Source organism: Bradyrhizobium sp. AUGA SZCCT0176, assembly GCF_018130145.1.
Lineage (GTDB): Bacteria > Pseudomonadota > Alphaproteobacteria > Rhizobiales > Xanthobacteraceae > Bradyrhizobium.
In genome coordinates this window covers 84,729-102,182 of the sequence record NZ_JAFCMB010000004.1, presented here as the reverse complement: position 1 = coordinate 102,182, position 17,454 = coordinate 84,729, and the positions used below count along the sequence as shown (strand labels likewise).

17 protein-coding genes are annotated in these 17,454 nt (G+C 63.1%); all 17 read left to right on the top strand.

Going from position 1 to position 17,454, the window contains the following annotated elements; genetic code table 11:
- The first annotated feature begins 2 nt into the window (after positions 1-2).
- The 17 genes from JQ600_RS11720 to mce all read left to right on the top strand — a co-directional run bounded on the left by JQ600_RS11720 (position 3) and on the right by mce (position 17,448).
- The gene (locus tag JQ600_RS11720) at positions 3-1,193 is read left to right on the top strand and encodes an NADH-quinone oxidoreductase subunit D (RefSeq protein WP_212263546.1); all 1,191 of its coding nucleotides are present in this window, start codon (positions 3-5) and stop codon (positions 1,191-1,193) included.
- A complete protein-coding gene (locus JQ600_RS11715; protein ID WP_212388927.1) occupies positions 1,193-2,161 on the top strand; it encodes an FkbM family methyltransferase in 969 nt (322 codons plus the stop codon). Before JQ600_RS11720 ends, JQ600_RS11715 begins: the two co-directional genes overlap by 1 nt.
- A gap of 3 nt (positions 2,162-2,164) precedes the next feature.
- Positions 2,165-2,776 (top strand): NADH-quinone oxidoreductase subunit NuoE, encoded by a 612-nt coding sequence (gene nuoE / locus JQ600_RS11710; RefSeq protein WP_212388926.1) that lies wholly within the window; start codon positions 2,165-2,167, stop codon positions 2,774-2,776.
- Positions 2,773-2,988 (top strand): hypothetical protein, encoded by a 216-nt coding sequence (locus JQ600_RS11705; RefSeq protein WP_212388925.1) that lies wholly within the window; start codon positions 2,773-2,775, stop codon positions 2,986-2,988. Before nuoE ends, JQ600_RS11705 begins: the two co-directional genes overlap by 4 nt.
- A gap of 18 nt (positions 2,989-3,006) precedes the next feature.
- Positions 3,007-4,332: an NADH-quinone oxidoreductase subunit NuoF gene (nuoF, locus tag JQ600_RS11700; RefSeq protein ID WP_212032190.1), complete on the top strand. Its 1,326-nt coding sequence runs from the start codon at positions 3,007-3,009 to the stop codon at positions 4,330-4,332.
- A gap of 5 nt (positions 4,333-4,337) precedes the next feature.
- Positions 4,338-4,826 (top strand): hypothetical protein, encoded by a 489-nt coding sequence (locus JQ600_RS11695; protein ID WP_212388924.1) that lies wholly within the window; start codon positions 4,338-4,340, stop codon positions 4,824-4,826.
- Between the two features lie 7 nt (positions 4,827-4,833).
- Positions 4,834-6,909 (top strand): NADH-quinone oxidoreductase subunit NuoG, encoded by a 2,076-nt coding sequence (nuoG, locus tag JQ600_RS11690; protein ID WP_212388923.1) that lies wholly within the window; start codon positions 4,834-4,836, stop codon positions 6,907-6,909.
- Positions 6,910-6,919: 10 nt separating this feature from the next.
- On the top strand, positions 6,920-7,960 hold the full coding sequence (gene nuoH / locus JQ600_RS11685; protein WP_192733448.1) for an NADH-quinone oxidoreductase subunit NuoH: 1,041 nt from the start codon (positions 6,920-6,922) through the stop codon (positions 7,958-7,960).
- Between the two features lie 13 nt (positions 7,961-7,973).
- Entirely contained in the window at positions 7,974-8,462 is a 489-nt protein-coding gene (nuoI, locus tag JQ600_RS11680) for an NADH-quinone oxidoreductase subunit NuoI (protein ID WP_212389026.1), read from the top strand.
- Between the two features lie 9 nt (positions 8,463-8,471).
- Complete coding sequence (locus tag JQ600_RS11675) at positions 8,472-9,110, top strand: NADH-quinone oxidoreductase subunit J (RefSeq protein WP_212263540.1); 639 nt, start codon at positions 8,472-8,474, stop codon at positions 9,108-9,110.
- Positions 9,107-9,415 (top strand): NADH-quinone oxidoreductase subunit NuoK, encoded by a 309-nt coding sequence (nuoK, locus tag JQ600_RS11670; RefSeq protein WP_028162793.1) that lies wholly within the window; start codon positions 9,107-9,109, stop codon positions 9,413-9,415. The genes JQ600_RS11675 and nuoK overlap by 4 nt, the downstream gene beginning before the upstream one ends.
- 65 nt (positions 9,416-9,480) lie before the next feature.
- Positions 9,481-11,562 (top strand): NADH-quinone oxidoreductase subunit L, encoded by a 2,082-nt coding sequence (gene nuoL, locus JQ600_RS11665; RefSeq protein WP_212388922.1) that lies wholly within the window; start codon positions 9,481-9,483, stop codon positions 11,560-11,562.
- Complete coding sequence (locus JQ600_RS11660) at positions 11,562-13,070, top strand: NADH-quinone oxidoreductase subunit M (RefSeq protein ID WP_212489926.1); 1,509 nt, start codon at positions 11,562-11,564, stop codon at positions 13,068-13,070. Before nuoL ends, JQ600_RS11660 begins: the two co-directional genes overlap by 1 nt.
- Before the next feature lie 10 nt (positions 13,071-13,080).
- The gene (gene nuoN, locus JQ600_RS11655; RefSeq protein ID WP_212489925.1) at positions 13,081-14,520 is read left to right on the top strand and encodes an NADH-quinone oxidoreductase subunit NuoN; all 1,440 of its coding nucleotides are present in this window, start codon (positions 13,081-13,083) and stop codon (positions 14,518-14,520) included.
- Positions 14,521-15,333 carry a biotin--[acetyl-CoA-carboxylase] ligase gene (locus tag JQ600_RS11650; protein WP_212388920.1) on the top strand — a complete coding sequence of 271 codons (813 nt, stop codon included), beginning with the start codon at positions 14,521-14,523 and terminating at the stop codon, positions 15,331-15,333.
- Positions 15,333-17,003 (top strand): ribonuclease J, encoded by a 1,671-nt coding sequence (locus JQ600_RS11645; RefSeq protein WP_212263535.1) that lies wholly within the window; start codon positions 15,333-15,335, stop codon positions 17,001-17,003. The genes JQ600_RS11650 and JQ600_RS11645 overlap by 1 nt, the downstream gene beginning before the upstream one ends.
- A 40-nt stretch (positions 17,004-17,043) precedes the next feature.
- A complete protein-coding gene (mce, locus tag JQ600_RS11640; RefSeq protein WP_212263534.1) occupies positions 17,044-17,448 on the top strand; it encodes a methylmalonyl-CoA epimerase in 405 nt (134 codons plus the stop codon).
- Positions 17,449-17,454 lie beyond the last annotated feature (6 nt).

Here is a 17,454-nt window from a genome sequence, read left to right as displayed (position 1 = left end):
CCATGAACGAACAGAATCTTCGAAATTTCACGATCAACTTTGGACCGCAGCATCCGGCAGCCCATGGCGTTCTGCGTCTCGTGCTCGAACTGGACGGCGAGGTCGTCGCGCGCGTCGATCCGCACATCGGCCTCTTGCATCGCGGCACCGAAAAGCTGATCGAGCAGAAAACTTATCTGCAGGCGATCCCGTATTTCGACCGGCTCGATTACGTCGCGCCGATGAACCAGGAACATGCGTTCTGCCTCGCGGCGGAAAAGTTGCTGGGCATCACGGTGCCGCGCCGCGGGCAATTGATCCGGGTGCTCTATAGCGAGATCGGCCGCATCCTGTCGCATCTGCTCAACGTCACCACGCAGGCGATGGACGTCGGCGCGCTGACCCCGCCGCTGTGGGGTTTTGAAGAACGCGAAAAGCTGATGGTGTTCTATGAGCGCGCTTCCGGCTCGCGCATGCATGCGGCGTACTTCCGCCTCGGCGGCGTGCATCAGGATTTGCCGCCAAAACTGATCGACGACATCGACGCCTGGTGCGATCCGTTCCTGCAGGTCGTCGCCGACCTCGAAACGCTGCTCACCGGCAACCGCATCTTCAAGCAGCGCAACGTCGATATCGGCGTGGTGCCGCTGAAAGAAGCCTGGGAGTGGGGTTTCTCCGGCGTGATGGTGCGCGGCTCCGGTGCTGCCTGGGATCTGCGCAAGTCGCAGCCTTATGAATGCTATGCCGAGATGGATTTCGACATTCCGATCGGCAAGAACGGCGACTGCTACGACCGCTACTGCATCCGCATGGAAGAGATGCGCCAGTCGGTGCGCATCATGAAGCAGTGCATCGCCAAGCTGCGGGCGCCGGACGGGCAGGGGCCTGTCGTCGTCGAGGACAACAAGATCGCGCCGCCGCGGCGCGGCGAGATGAAGCGCTCGATGGAAGCGCTGATCCATCACTTCAAGCTCTATACCGAGGGCGTTCGCGTGCCGGCCGGCGAAGTCTACGCCGCGGTCGAGGCGCCAAAGGGCGAGTTCGGCGTCTACCTGGTCGCCGACGGCAGCAACAAGCCCTACAAGTGCAAGATCCGCGCGCCGGGCTTTGCCCATCTGCAGGCGATGGACCACATCTGCAAGGGCCATCTGCTCGCCGACGTCTCGGCCATCCTCGGCTCGCTCGACATCGTGTTCGGAGAGGTCGATCGGTGATGGCGCAGCCGCCAATCCAGTTTGACCGGGCTTCGGGTGCGCTTGAAGGCGCCAACCCGTGGGAGCGGCTGGCTGCGGTGGCGCTGACGCTGGGATCGAAAATATCGTCGAACTTTTCGCATCGCGGCTACAACATGTGCGCCAACCTGCTGCGCAGGACGTTGCCCGAGCGCGACATCGACGTCAGGCTGAATGCGGACGCGACATTCGCATTCCCCTATGGCGACGGCTACTGGAGCAAGCTGCTCAACCGTTCGTTCGCCTATGAGAACGAACTCGAATTGCTGTTCCGGGAATCGGTCGACGTCGACTACACGCTGCTCGATTGCGGCGCCAATTACGGCTACTGGTCGGTGCTGGTCTCAAGCAAGCCGTTCGGCTCGCACAAGGCGATCGCGATCGAGCCGTCGGGGCAGAATTTCCCGAAGCTGGCCAACAACGCGAGACTCAACGGCAACCGCTTCGAAGCGATGAGATGCGCGATCGGCGCCGCGCGCGGCACTGCGCGATTGAGCGGCACCAAGCATGAGGCCTTCAGCATCGCCGGCGACCAGACCGCTGGCGAGGAAGTGCCTGTCATCGCGCTCGACAATCTGATCGACGACGGCAAGGTTACGGCCGGCGGAAAATTCCTGATCAAGCTCGACGTCGAAGGCGTCGAGATCGAGGCCATGAAGGGCGGCAAGCGGCTGCTGGAGGCCGACAGCGTGATCCTGTGCGAGGAGCACGGCAACGATCCCCAGCATACCGTGTCGCGCTACATCCTCGACCAGACCCCGCTGAAGCTGATCGTCTACGATCCGCGCAGCAATCGCCTTGAAACCGTGACCGACCTTTCCATCCTCGATCGCATCAAGGTTTCAACCCACGTCGGCTACAACGTGTTCGGCACCGCAAGCGCATTCTGGCTCGACCGGATCAATGCGCTCAATGCGAAAGCCGCAGCCCCGCGCGCAATGAGAGACTGAACGATGTCCGTCCGCCGCCTTGCACCAAAGGAATTGCAGCCCGCGAGCTTTGCGTTCTCCGAGGAGAACCTCGCCTGGGCGAAGAAGCAGATCGAGAAGTATCCGCCCGGACGCCAGGCGTCGGCGGTGATTGCGATCCTGTGGCGCGTGCAGGAGCAGCATGAGGGATGGGTTTCGGAAGCCGCGATCCGCGCGGTCGCGGATCTCCTGGATATGCCCTACATCCGCGTGCTCGAGGTCGCGACCTTCTACACCATGTTCCAGCTGCAGCCGGTCGGCAAGAAAGCCCATGTCCAGGTCTGCGGCACCACGCCGTGCCGCCTGCGCGGCGCGGAAGACATCATCAAAGTGTGCCAGAGCCGCATCCATCACGATCCCTTCCACCTGTCGAAGGACGGCAATTTCAGCTGGGAAGAGGTCGAGTGCCTGGGCGCATGCGTCAACGCGCCGATGGTGCTGATCTGGAAGGACACCTACGAGGACCTGAACAAGGAAAACTTCGGCAAGGTGCTGGACGGCTTTGCCTCCGGCAATCCGCCAAAGCCTGGACCGCAGATCGACCGTCAGTTCTCGGCGCCGGTGGGCGGCCCGACAACGCTGAAGGAAACTACATGACGCGCGATCGCATCTTGCGAACGGGCGGGCCGGGGAGGGCCGCTGCGATGAAGACCTGGCAGTTGATGACCCTTCACGCCCTGGCCGCGGCGACGTTCATTTTTCTGCTGCAGCGCTACGCGCTGAGCGCCTCGCTTGATTCCGCTTTGTTGTGGGCGCTGACCTTCGGCGGATGCGCCGCGGGGCTCGCTTACTCTCAGTCCAAACGTTGATCCCGGGAAGTTCTGGTCATGCTCGACGACAAGGATCGCATCTTCAAGAATCTCTACGGCCTGCACGATTGGGGCCTTGAGGGTGCACGCCGCCGCGGCGCCTGGGATGGCACCAAATCCATCATCGACAAGGGTCGCGACTGGATCATCAACGAGATGAAGGCCTCCGGCCTGCGCGGGCGCGGCGGCGCGGGTTTTCCGACCGGGCTGAAATGGTCGTTCATGCCCAAGGAATCCACCGACGGCCGGCCGAGCTATCTCGTCGTCAATGCCGACGAGTCCGAGCCCGGCACCTGCAAGGACCGCGAGATCATGCGGCACGATCCGCATCTTCTGGTCGAGGGCTGTTTGCTCGCGAGCTTCGCGATGAACGCGCATGCCTGCTACATCTATGTGCGCGGCGAATTCATCAGGGAGCGCGAACATCTGCAGGCCGCGATCGACCAGGCCTATGATGCCAAGCTGGTCGGCAAGGACAACCTCAATGGCTGGCCGTTCGACATTTATGTCGCGCACGGCGCCGGCGCCTATATCTGCGGCGAAGAGACCGCGCTCTTGGAAAGCCTCGAAGGCAAGAAGGGCCAGCCGCGGCTGAAGCCGCCATTCCCGGCCAATGTCGGTCTCTATGGCTGCCCGACCACCGTCAACAACGTCGAGTCGATTGCGGTGGCTCCCGATATCCTGCGGCGTGGCGCGGCATGGTTCGCCGCGATCGGCCGGCCCAACAATGTCGGCACAAAACTGTTTTGCATTTCCGGCCATGTCGAGCGGCCCTGCAACGTCGAAGAGGCGATGGGGATTCCGTTCCGCGAATTGATCGAGCGCCATTGCGGCGGCATTCGTGGCGGCTGGGACAATCTAAAGGCGGTGATCCCCGGCGGCTCGTCGGTGCGCATGGTGCCGGCCGAACAGATCATCGATACGCCGATGGATTTCGACAGCCTTGGCAAGCTGCGCTCCGGCCTCGGCACCGCAGCTGTCATCGTGATGGACAAATCGACCGATTTGATCCGGGCAATCGCGCGCATTTCCTATTTCTACAAGCACGAGAGCTGCGGCCAGTGCACGCCGTGCCGCGAGGGTACTGGCTGGATGTGGCGGGTGCTCACCCGCATGGCCGACGGCCGCGCCCACAAGCGCGAGATCGATATGCTGCTGGAGGTGACCAAACAGGTCGAAGGCCACACCATCTGCGCGCTGGGCGATGCCGCGGCGTGGCCGATCCAGGGCCTGATCGCGCATTTTCGCCACGAGATCGAAGAGCGTATCGATCAGTATTCGCATAAGGCCGATATCGACGATATCGGCGTGCGCGACCCCGTAAACATGGTCGCGGCGGAGTAATGTCCATGTCGCAACCGAGCTTTTGGTGGCAGAGATACGGAACGCTGGCGCAGATGGCGCAGGCGACCGTGGCGCTGCTCGGCTTTGTTGCGATCCTGCTCCAGATCAACGAGATCCGCACCGGCAGCCGCGCGACCAGCGCGCGGCAGGCGTTTCTGGGCTACACCGACCTGGCGTTCAAGAATCCGAAGTTCGCGCAGCCGGACTACGACAAGATCAAGGCTTCCGGCCGCGACGAGCAGGTTCAGTACGAGAGCTTCGTCACCTACTTCCTCTACGCGTGCGAGGAAGCGATCGGCGCGTTCGCGGGAAAGCGCGAATGGCAGGCCTCCTGCGATTACGATTTGAAGCCGCATCTGCCGTTCCTGTGCGAGAAGAACGCGGCGCAGCCGGCCTATCTGGCCACCTATGGCGCCGAGACCCAGCAATGGATCAAGGCGTCGCTGAAGACATCAAGCGTTACACCACCCGACTGCAAGCTCGGAAAGACTTGAGAGCGCAATGACCAAACTCATCGTCGATGGCAAAGAGATCGATGTCCCCCCGGAGTACACGCTGCTGCAGGCGTGCGAGGCCGCGGGCGCCGAAATTCCGCGCTTCTGCTACCACGAGCGGCTGTCGATCGCCGGCAATTGCCGGATGTGCCTTGTCGAGGTGAAGGGCGGTCCGAAGCCGGTCGCAAGCTGCGCCTGGGGCGTGCGCGATTGCCGTCCGGGTCCGAAGGGCGAGCCGCCGGAAATCTCGACGCGTTCGCCGATGGTGAAGAAGGCGCGCGAAGGCGTGATGGAATTCCTGCTGATCAACCATCCGCTGGATTGCCCGATCTGCGACCAGGGCGGCGAGTGCGACCTGCAGGACCAGGCGATGGGCTACGGCGTCGATACCTCGCGCTTTGCCGAAAACAAGCGCGCGGTCGAGGACAAATATCTGGGCGCGCTGGTCAAGACTTCGATGAACCGCTGCATCCAGTGCACGCGCTGCGTCCGTTTCTCCGCCGAAGTCTGCGGCGCGCCGGAAATGGGCGCGACCGGCCGCGGCGAGGACATGGAAATCACGACCTACCTGGAATCGGCGCTGACTTCGGAACTGCAGGGCAATCTCGTCGACATCTGCCCGGTCGGCGCGCTGACCTCGAAGCCCTATGCCTTTGCGGCGCGGCCCTGGGAGCTCGGTAAGACCCAGTCGGTCGACGTGATGGACGGCGTCGGCTCGGCGATCAGGGTCGATACCCGCGGCCGCGAGGTGATGCGAATCCTGCCGCGCATCAACGAGGCCGTGAACGAGGAATGGATTTCCGACAAGACCCGTCACATCGTCGACGGCCTGCGGACCCAGCGGCTCGACCGACCCTATATCCGCCAGAACGGCCAGCTCCGCGCCGCGTCGTGGTCTGAAGCGTTTGCGGCGATTGCTGCCAAGACCGGCCGTATCGACGGCAAGCGGATCGGTGCGATCGCCGGCGACCTTGCCGCGGTCGAAGAGATGTTCGCGCTGAAGGAACTGCTGGCGAAGTGCGGCTCAAGCAATCTCGCGGTGCAGGGCAGCGACGCCTTCGACCCCAGCACAGGCCGCGCGTCCTATATCTTCAATCCGACCATTGCCGGGATCGAGCAGGCCGACGCGCTGCTGATCGTGGGATCGAACCCGCGCAAGGAAGCCGCCGTCCTCAACGCCCGCATCCGCAAGCGCTGGCGCACGGGAAGGCTCAAGATCGGCGTCATCGGCGCCAAGGCCGACCTGACCTATGATTACGACTATCTCGGCGCCGGTACCGACTCGCTCGGCGATCTCGCGGCCGGCAAGCATTCCTTCGCCGAGGTGCTCAAGGGCGCCAAGAACCCGATCGTGCTGGTCGGCGCCGGATCACTGGCGCGCCATGACGGCGCGGCGGTGCTGGCGCTCGCTGCCAAACTCGCGGTCGACGTCGGCGCACTCAAGGAGGGCTGGAATGGTTTTGGTGTGCTGCAGGACACCGCGTCGCGCGCGGGCGCGCTCGATATCGGCTTTGCGGCCGGCAAGGGCAGCCTGAATCTCGCGCAAATGACGACCTTCGGCACGCTCGACGTGCTGTTCCTGCTAGGGGCTGACGACGTCAAGGTGCCGGACGGGACCTTCGTGGTCTATATGGGCACCCATGGCGACCGCGGCGCGCATCGCGCTGACGTCATTTTGCCGGGCGCGGCCTATACCGAAAAATCCGGCATCTACGTCAACACCGAGGGCAGGGCGCAAATTGCCAACCGCGCCGCGTTCCCGCCGGGCGAGGCGCGCGAGGACTGGGCGATCGTCCGTGCGCTGTCGGATGTGCTGGGCAAGAAGCTGCCCTATGACTCGCTTCAGGCGCTGCGCCAGGAGCTCTTCAAGGCCGTGCCGCATCTGATCCGGATCGACCAGATCGAGCCCGGTAAGCCGGAAGAGGTGAAGGCGCTGGCCGGCAAGGGCGGCGGCGTCGACAAGACGCCGTTCAAGACGTCCGTCGAGGATTTCTACCTCACCAACCCGATCGCGCGTGCGTCGGCGGTGATGGCGGAATGTTCCCGCCTGGCGTCCGGGCAAATGCTGACGGCAGCGGAGTGAGCGTGACCTGATGGCTGAATTCTTCGCAAGCTCGTTCTGGACCGGTTTCCTCTGGCCGCTGATCATCATGGTCGCGCAGAGCCTGCTGCTGCTGGTCGTGCTGCTGATCGCGATCGCCTACATCCTGCTTGCCGACCGCAAGATCTGGGCGGCGGTGCAGATCCGCCGCGGTCCCAACGTCGTCGGCCCCTGGGGCCTGCTGCAATCCTTCGCCGATCTGCTCAAGTTCGTGCTGAAGGAGCCGGTTATTCCCTCCGGCTCCAACAAGGGCGTGTTCCTGCTCGCGCCGCTGGTCTCTTGCGTGCTGGCGCTGGCGGCCTGGGCCGTGATCCCGATGGATTTCGGCTGGGTGATCGCCAACATCAATGTTGGCGTGCTCTACATCTTCGCGATCTCGTCGCTGTCGATCTACGGCATCATCATGGCCGGCTGGTCGTCGAACTCGAAATATCCGTTCCTCGCCGCGCTGCGTTCGGCGGCGCAGATGGTGTCGTACGAAGTCTCGATCGGCTTCGTGATCATCACGGTGCTCTTGTGCGTGGGCTCGCTGAACTTGACCGACGTGGTGCAGGCCCAGAACACCAGATTCGGGTTGCTCGGCTGGTACTGGCTGCCGCTGTTTCCGATGTTCGTGATCTTCTACGTCTCGGCGCTGGCCGAAACCAACCGGCCGCCGTTCGACCTGGTTGAAGCGGAATCCGAACTGGTCGCGGGCTTCATGACCGAGTACGGCTCGACGCCGTATCTGCTGTTCATGCTCGGCGAATACGTCGCGATCACCACGATGTGCGCGCTGGCGACGATCCTGTTCCTGGGCGGCTGGCTGCCGCCGGTTCCCTACGCCCCGTTCACCTGGGTGCCCGGGATCATCTGGTTCGCGCTGAAAGTGTTCTTCATGTTCTTCATGTTCGCGATGGCGAAGGCGATCGTGCCGCGCTACCGCTACGATCAACTGATGCGGCTCGGCTGGAAGGTGTTCCTGCCGCTGTCGCTGGCGATGGTGGTGATCGTCGCCGGGGTCCTGCAATTCGCGGGGCTCGCGCCGAAATGAGGTCGCTATGAGCATCAATATCAACGCAACAGCCCGCTCGCTTCTCCTGACCGAGTTCGTATCGGCGTTCATTCTCGCCATGCGCTACTTCTTCAAGCCGAAGCCGACGCTGAACTATCCGTTCGAGAAGGGCCCGATCTCGCCGCGCTTCCGCGGCGAGCATGCGCTGCGCCGCTATCCGAACGGCGAAGAGCGCTGCATCGCCTGCAAGCTGTGCGAGGCGATCTGCCCGGCGCAGGCGATCACGATCGAGGCCGGGCCGCGCCGCAACGACGGCACCCGCCGTACCGTGCGCTACGACATCGACATGGTGAAATGCATCTATTGCGGCCTGTGCCAGGAAGCCTGCCCGGTCGATGCCATCGTCGAGGGACCGAATTTCGAATTCGCGACCGAGACCCGCGAGGAACTCTATTATGACAAGGCGAAATTGCTCGCCAATGGCGACCGTTGGGAGCGAGAGATTGCAAAATCGATCGAACTCGACGCGCCGTACCGGTGAGGTGAGGGCATGATCCTTCCCGCGCTGTTCTTCTATCTGTTTGCCGGCATCTGCGTGGCGTCGGCGGTGATGGTGATTGTCTCGCGCAATCCCGTGCACTCCGTGCTGTATCTGATCCTGGCCTTCGTCAACGCCTCGGGCCTGTTCATCCTGATGGGCGCCGAATTCCTCGGCATGATGCTGATCGTGGTCTATGTCGGCGCGGTCGCGGTCCTGTTCCTGTTCGTGATCATGATGCTCGACGTCGACTTCGTCGAACTGCGCGAGGGCTTCATGCAGTATCTGCCGATCGGGCTCGTGATCGGCGGCATCTTCGTGTTCGAGCTTCTGCTGGTCGTCGGCGGCTGGGCGATCAATCCGTCCGTGACCAAGAACATCACGGCGGCAATCCCGACGAATATCAGCAACACCGAGGCGCTCGGCCTCGTGCTCTATACGAAGTACATCCACTACTTCCAGCTCGCCGGCATGGTGCTGCTGGTCGCGATGATCGGCGCCATCGTGCTGACGCTGCGCCACAAGGTCAACGTCAAGCGGCAGGACATCAACGTGCAGAACGCGCGGACGCCGGAGCTCGCGATGAGCGTGCGCAAGGTGGCCGCGGGCCAGGGCCTGCAGGACGCGGACGCGGCGGAGTGGGTGAAATGACGATCGGGCTCGGACATTACCTCTCGGTCGGCGCCATCCTGTTCACGCTCGGGATCCTCGGCATCTTCCTCAACCGCAAGAACATCATCGTCATCCTGATGTCGATCGAGCTGATCCTGCTTTCGGTCAACATCAACCTGGTGGCGTTCTCCACCTTCCTCGGCGACATCGTCGGCCAGGTGTTTGCGCTGCTGGTGCTGACGGTCGCCGCAGCCGAGGCGGCGATCGGCTTGGCGGTGCTGGTGGTGTACTTCCGCAACCGCGGTTCGATCGCGGTTGAAGACGTTAATTTGATGAAGGGCTGACGGCGCATGATCCGGAAAAGTGGACGCCGGTTTTCCGGCAAGATCATGCGCAAGGGAAAACGTTGATGGTTCAGGCAATCGTCTTTCTGCCGCTGCTGGGCGCCATTCTGGCCGGCCTGATCGCCATTTTTGGCGCGCATGCGCGCAACCCGAGCGGCGACACCGTCGAGCATCATGATGACGGGCATCATGGGCACGATGCGCACGCGCAGGCGTCAGCTGCCCATGACGACCATGGCCACGATGACCACGGCCATGACGACCACCACGTGTCCGAGCCGGCGGCGGCAGGTTCGCGCGCAGCGGAACTGATCACGACCTGCCTGCTGATGATTTCGGCTGGTCTGTCCTGGGTCACGCTGGTCGATGTCGGCTTCATGCACCATGACGCGCGGATCGCGCTGTTCCCCTGGATCAATTCAGGCGACCTGCAGGTCGCATGGTCGCTGCGCGTCGATACGCTGACCGCGGTCATGCTGGTCGTGGTCAACACGGTCTCGGCGCTCGTGCATCTTTATTCCATCGGCTACATGGACGAGGATCCGCACCGGCCGCGCTTCTTTGCCTATCTGTCGCTGTTCACCTTCGCGATGCTGATGCTGGTGACCTCGGACAATCTGGTCCAGATGTTCTTCGGCTGGGAAGGCGTTGGTCTCGCCAGCTATCTCCTGATCGGTTTCTGGTACCAGAAGCCGTCGGCCAATGCGGCGGCGATCAAGGCCTTCGTGGTCAACCGCGTCGGCGATTTCGGCTTCGCGCTCGGCATCTTCGCCGTGTTCATGCTGCTCAAGTCCACCGATTTCGAGACCATCTTCGCGGGTGCGCCGGGGCTCGCAGGCAAGACCATCGACGTGTTCGGCTGGCATGCCGACGCGCTGACGCTGACCTGCCTGCTGCTGTTCATGGGCGCGATGGGCAAGTCGGCCCAGTTCCTGCTGCACACCTGGTTGCCAGACGCCATGGAAGGCCCGACGCCGGTCTCGGCGCTGATCCATGCCGCGACCATGGTCACCGCCGGCGTGTTCATGGTGGCGCGCCTGTCGCCGCTGTTCGAGCTGGCGCCGAATGCGCAGGCCGTCGTGATGTTCTTCGGCGCCACCACCGCGTTCTTTGCGGCGACGATTGGCCTCGTGCAGAACGACATCAAGCGCATCGTCGCCTACTCGACCTGTTCGCAGCTCGGCTACATGTTCGTGGCGATGGGGGCAGGGGCCTATTCGGTCGGCATCTTCCATCTGTTCACGCACGCCTTCTTCAAGGCACTGCTGTTCCTGGGCTCCGGCTCGGTGATCTACGCGATGCATCATGAGCAGGACATCCGCAACATGGGCGGGCTGAAGGACCGGATTCCCTTCACCTATATCGTGATGGTGATCGGCACGCTGGCATTGACTGGATTCCCGCTCACTGCCGGCTATTTCTCCAAGGATGCGATCATCGAATCTGCGTTCGTCTCGCATAATCCGTTCGCGATGTACGGCTTCCTGATGACGGTGGTCGCAGCCGGCCTGACCTCGTTCTATTCCTGGCGTCTGATCTTCAAGACCTTCCACGGCGAACCGCACGATCAGGAGCACTATGAAGCCGCTCACGAGGCTCCGCTGTGGATGCTGGTCCCGATCGGCGTCCTCGCCGCAGGCTCGATCCTGGCCGGCTTCCCGTTCAAGGAATTGTTCGCAGGCCACGGCGTGGCCGAGTTCTTCCGTGAATCCCTGAAGATGCACCCGAACATCATCGAAGAGATGCACCACATCCCGGCGTGGATCGCGTACCTGCCGACCGTGATGATGGTGGTGGGCGCCTACATCTCCTACGTCTTCTATATTCGCCGGCCCTATCTGCCGGTCGAACTCGCCAATCAGCACCCGATGCTGTACCAGTTCCTGCTCAACAAATGGTATTTCGACGAGCTGTATGACCTGATCTTCGTTCGTCCGGCCAAATGGATCGGCCACTTCCTGTGGAAGAAGGGCGATGGCTATGTCATCGACGGCTTCGGCCCCGACGGCATTTCCGCGCGGGTGCTCGATGTCACCCGCAACGTCGTGAAGATCCAAACCGGCTATCTCTATCACTACGCGTTTGCGATGCTGATCGGGGTCGCCGGACTAATCACCTGGTTCATGTTCGGCTTGGGAGGCCAGTGATGACAACCTGGCCCATTCTCTCGGTCGTCACCTTCCTGCCGCTGTTCGGCGCGCTGGTGATCTACATCAGCCGCGGCGACGACGACGCGGCGAGAAGCAACTCGCGCTGGATCGCGCTGTGGACCACGCTGGTGACCTTTGCGGTCTCGCTGATCCTGGTCTGGCGCTTCGATGCGACCAATCCGGACTTCCAGTTCATTGAAAAGGCGTCGTGGCTGGCGAGCGGCATCACCTACCACATGGGTGTCGACGGCATTTCACTGCCGTTCGTGATCCTGACCACCGCCCTGATGCCGTTCTGCATCATCGCGAGCTGGAAATCGGTGACGATTCGGGTGCGCGAATACATGATGGCGTTCCTGCTGTTGGAAACGCTGATGATCGGCACCTTCTCGGCGCTCGACCTCGTGCTGTTCTACCTGTTCTTCGAGGGCGGCCTGATCCCGATGTTCCTGATCATCGGCGTCTGGGGCGGCCCGCGCCGGGTCTACGCGTCCTTCAAGTTCTTCCTCTATACGCTGCTCGGCTCGGTCTTGATGCTGCTGGCGATCATGGCGCTGTACTGGAACGCCGGAACCACCGATATCCCGACGCTGATGCACACCGCCGTGCCGCGTTCCCTGCAGACTTGGGCATGGCTGGCGTTCTTTGCATCGTTCGCGGTGAAGATGCCGATGTGGCCGGTGCACACCTGGTTGCCGGACGCCCACGTCGAGGCGCCGACCGCGGGCTCGGTGATCCTGGCGGCGATCCTGTTGAAGATGGGCGGCTACGGCTTCCTGCGCTTCTCGCTGCCGATGTTCCCGCTGGCGTCGCATGATTTCGCTTGGATCATCTTCTCGCTGTCAGCGATCGCGATCATCTACACCTCGCTGGTGGCCTTGATGCAGGAAGACATCAAGAAGCTGATCGCCTATTCGTCGGTGGCGCATATGGGTTTCGTCACCATGGGCATTTTCGCCGGCACCACGCAGGGCGTGGCCGGCGGCGTGTTCCAGATGATCTCGCACGGCATCGTCTCGGGCGCGCTGTTCCTTTGCGTCGGCATCGTCTACGACCGCATGCACACCCGCGAGATCGCCGCTTACGGCGGCCTCGTGAACCGGATGCCGCTCTACGCGCTGGTGTTCATGGTGTTCACCATGGCCAATGTCGGGTTGCCCGGCACTAGCGGCTTCGTCGGCGAATTCATGACGCTGATCGGCACCTTCAAGGTCTCGATCCCGACCGCGACCTTCGCCACGTTCGGCGTGATCCTCTCGGCGGGCTATGCGCTCTGGCTCTATCGCAAGGTGGTGTTCGGCACCCTGACCAAGCCGGCGCTCGCCAGCATCAAGGACCTCACGTTCCGCGAAGGCCTGATGTTGTTCCCGCTGGTGTTCCTCACCATCCTGTTCGGCGTCTATCCGAAGCCGGTGCTCGACATGTCGGCGGCCTCGGTTCAGCAACTCGTCAACAATTACAACACCGCCGTGACTGCCGTGAAGGCAGCCGCGTTGATCCAGTAAGGCCGCCTCCATGAGCTTCCAAAGTGCAGGTTATCAGTTGCTGCCGGTGTTGCCGGAGCTGGTGCTGGCCGCGGGTGCCATGGCACTGCTGATGCTCGGCGCCTATCGCGGCGGCGAGGGGACGACGAAGCTCGTTACAAGCCTTGCGGTATGCCTGCTGATCCTGACCGGCGCGCTGGAGCTGATGCTGCCGGCCGGCAAGCTCACGACCTTCGGCGGCAGCTTCATCGTCGACGATTTTGCGCGTTTCCTAAAGATCCTGGCGCTGATCGGCTCTGGCGCGACGCTGATCCTGTCGGCGGAATACCTGTCCGATCCGTCGCGGCGGATCTTTGAGTATTCGATCCTGGTGCTGCTCTCGACGCTCGGCATGATGGTGCTGATCTCGGCCGGCGACCTGATCATGCTCTATCTCGGGCTGGAACTGATGAGTCTGGCGCTCTACGTGGTCGCCGCCAGCAACCGCGACAACGCCAAATCCACCGAAGCCGGCCTGAAGTATTTTGTGCTCGGCGCGCTGTCTTCGGGCATGCTGCTCTACGGCGCCTCGCTGATCTACGGCTTTACCGGCACCGTCAGCTTCGCCGGCATCGCGGCGGCTGCGAAAACCGGCAACATCGGGCTCGTGTTTGGCCTGGTATTCCTGCTCGCGGGCCTCTGCTTCAAGGTCTCCGCGGTGCCGTTCCACATGTGGACGCCCGACGTCTATGAGGGCGCGCCGACGCCGGTGACCGCGTTCTTTGCCTCCGCGCCCAAGGTCGCGGCATTGGCGGTGTTTACGCGCGTGGCGCTGACGGCATTCCCGGGCATCGTCTCGCAGTGGCAGCAGATCATCGTGTTCGTGGCGATCGCCTCGATGGTGCTGGGCTCGTTTGCCGCCATCGGGCAGAAGAACATCAAGCGCCTGATGGCCTATTCGTCGATCGGCCATATGGGTTTTGCGCTGGTCGGGCTCGCGTCCGGCACCGTCGAAGGCGCGCAGGGAGTGCTGGTCTATATCGCGATCTATGTCGCGATGACGCTCGGCACTTTCTCGGTTATCCTGACCATGAAGCGCAACGGCCAGCCGATGGAGCAGATCAGCGACTTTGCCGGTCTGTCGCGCACCAATCCGCTGCTCGCCTTCGTCTTTGCGATGCTGCTGTTCTCGCTGGCCGGCATTCCGCCGCTCGCGGGTTTCTTCGCCAAATGGTACGTCTTCGTCGCCGCCATCAAGGCAGGCCTGTTCACGCTCGCCGTGGTCGGCGTGCTCGCCAGTGTCGTGGGCGCGTTCTACTATCTCAGCATCATCAAGGTGATGTATTTCGACGAGCCGGCGGGCGAACTCGATCCGATGCGCACCGAATTGCGCGTGGTGCTGGCGATCACGGGCATCTTCACGATCTTCTTCTTCGTCTATCCGGGGCTGCTGGTCAGTGTGGCCGCGGCCGCGGCGAAGTCGCTTTTCTAGATGGCCTTCGCGCTCGGTTCCCGGGCCTTATCGGCGGGTTACCGTCTCGCCGCCTTTGACCAGGTCGGTTCGACCAATACCGAGGCCATGGCGCACGCCCGCAGTGGTGAGCCCGGATCGACTTGGTTTGTCACGACAGAGCAGACGGCAGGAAAGGGACGGCGCCAGCGCGCCTGGATCGCGCCGCGCGGCAACCTTGCCAGCAGCGTTCTCGAGATCATCGACGTCCCGCCCGCGACCGCCGCGACATTGGGCTTTGCCGCGGGGCTCGCGATCGCGACCGCCCTGCAGCAGGTGAGCATCGAAGCCAATCTGCGAAGGGCCGGCTCTGACCCGTTGAAATTCCTGCTGAAATGGCCGAACGACGTGCTGGTCGAGAAGCAGAAGCTGGTCGGTATTTCACTCGAAGCCGAAGCTGTCGCCGGCAACCGGCTGGCTGTCGTGGTCGGGATCGGTACCAATGTGGTCGCAGCCCCCACCGGCACGCCGACGCCAGCCATTTCGCTGGCGGCGCTAGGTGTCCATGTCGGCGCCGAGGAGCTGTTCGCCGTGCTATCGGACGCCTGGGTCGAGTTCCGCGGCATTTGGGACAATGGTCGCGGCTTTGCCGAAATCCGCCGGCTGTGGCTGGCGCGCGCCGCCGGCCTCGGTGAGCCGGTCGCAATCCAGACCGGAACTGCGACGATCGCAGGCACGTTCGACACGATAGATGAAAGCGGCTGCCTGATCGTGCGGACCGCAGAAGGCAAACACCTCCCGATCGCCGCGGGCGAGGTTTATTTTGGCTCGGCGGCCTCCGTGGGAGCTGCCTGATGGCTAGACCAGATGAACTGACCTTTGCGCCGCTCGGCGGCGTCGGCGAGATCGGCATGAACCTGTCGATCTACGGGCTCGGCAACCGCCACGAGCGATCCTGGCTTGCGGTCGATCTCGGCGTCTCCTTTGGCGACGAGGAGCATTTGCCGGGCATCGACCTGATCATGCCCGACATCCGCTTCCTGGAGAAGGAACGTAAGAACCTGATGGGCCTGGTGCTGACGCACGCCCATGAGGACCATTTCGGGGCCATCATCGATCTCTGGCCGAAGCTGCAATGCAAGATCTACGCGACCAAGTTCAGCGCGGCTCTGTTCGAGGCCAAACTGGCGGCCGAGCGCAATCCGCCGAAAATTCCGGTCACGGTGGTGCCTTCAGGGGGGCGTGTCCATCTCGGCCCGTTCAACGTCGAGTTCATCCCGGTTGCGCATTCGATTCCGGAATCGCACGCGCTGGCGATCCACACCTCGGTCGGCACCGTGCTGCACACCGGCGACTGGAAGATCGATCCGACGCCCATCATAGGCCTGCCGACCGACGAGCGCCGTCTGCGCGAACTGGGCGACGAGGGCGTGCTGGCGCTGGTCGGCGATTCCACCAATGCGGTGCGGGACGGGCGCTCGCCTTCGGAGACCGAGGTCGCCGCCACCATTACGAAATTGGTAAAGGCCGCCAAGGGCCGGGTCGCCGTCACCACCTTCGCCTCCAACGTCGCGCGCCTGAAGGCGGTCGCGGACGCCGCCAAGGCCGCCGACCGCGAAGTGGTCGTGGTCGGCCGCGCCATGGAACGGGTGGTGCAGGTCGCGCGCGAAACCGGCTATCTCGACGGTGTGCAGAATTTCCGCGGCGCCGATCTTTACGGCCATTTCCCGCCGGACAAGGTGCTGGCGCTGTGCACGGGAAGCCAGGGCGAGCCGCGCGCGGCACTGGCGCGCATTGCCAATGACGACCATCCGCAGGTGACCCTGAACAAGGGCGACTGCGTGATCTTTTCCTCGCGCACCATTCCCGGCAACGAGAAGGCGGTCGGCAGCATCATCAACGGCCTGGTTACGCAGGGCATCGAGGTCATCACCGACCGCACCGATCTGGTCCATGTCTCCGGCCATCCTCGCCGCGACGAACTGCGCGACATGATCTCCTGGGTGCGTCCGCAGCTGCTGATCCCCGTGCATGGCGAAGCCCTGCATCTGTCCGAGCACGCCAAGCTGGCGCGCACCGCGGGTGTGCCGAAGGTCCTGATTTGCAAAAACGGCGACCTGGTCAAGCTCGGCCCCGGCGACCCCGGCATCATCGACCAACTACCTTCGGGCCGGATTTACAAGGATGGCACGATCCTGGAGGATTCCAAGTCGCGCGCCGTGGTGGAGCGGCGCCGGATGGGATTTGCCGGCTGTGCCTTCGTGGCGATCGCGATGACCGACAAGGGCGAGCTGGCCGACGATCCCGAGGTCGATCTGGTCGGCATCCCCGAGAAGAATACGGCCGGCGAACCCCTCGACGACATCGTGTTCGATGTGGTGGTATCGACCGTGGAAGGCCTGCCGCGGGCGCGGCGGCGCGATGCCGATGCCACCGCGGAATCGGTACGTCGCGCGGTACGCGCGGTGCTGAACGAACATTGGGGCAAGAAGCCGATCTGCCTCGTGCATGTGCTGACGATCTAGCGCGTGTTCCGCGGAATTGGGTACTAGGGGAGGAGCAACGATGCTGGGCCGGCTCAATCATGTCGCGATTGCGGTCAAGGACGCCGAGAAGGCGGCCAGGATTTATGGCGGCGCGTTCGGCGCTGAAATCTCCGGCGCGGTGCCGTTGCCGGAGCACGGCGTCATCACTGTGTTCGTGACGCTGCCCAATACCAAGATCGAGTTCATCCAGCCGCTCGGCGACGCCTCGCCGATCGCCAAATTCGTCGAGCGCAACGCCGACGGCGGCATCCATCACATCTGCTACGACGTGCCCGACATCATCGTGGCGCGCGACAAGCTGATCAGCGAGGGCGCGCGCGTGCTCGGCGACGGCGTGCCCAAGATCGGCGCCCACGGCAAGCCGGTGCTGTTTTTCCATCCGAAGGATTTTTCCGGCGCGCTCGTCGAAATAGAACAGGCCTGAACCCTT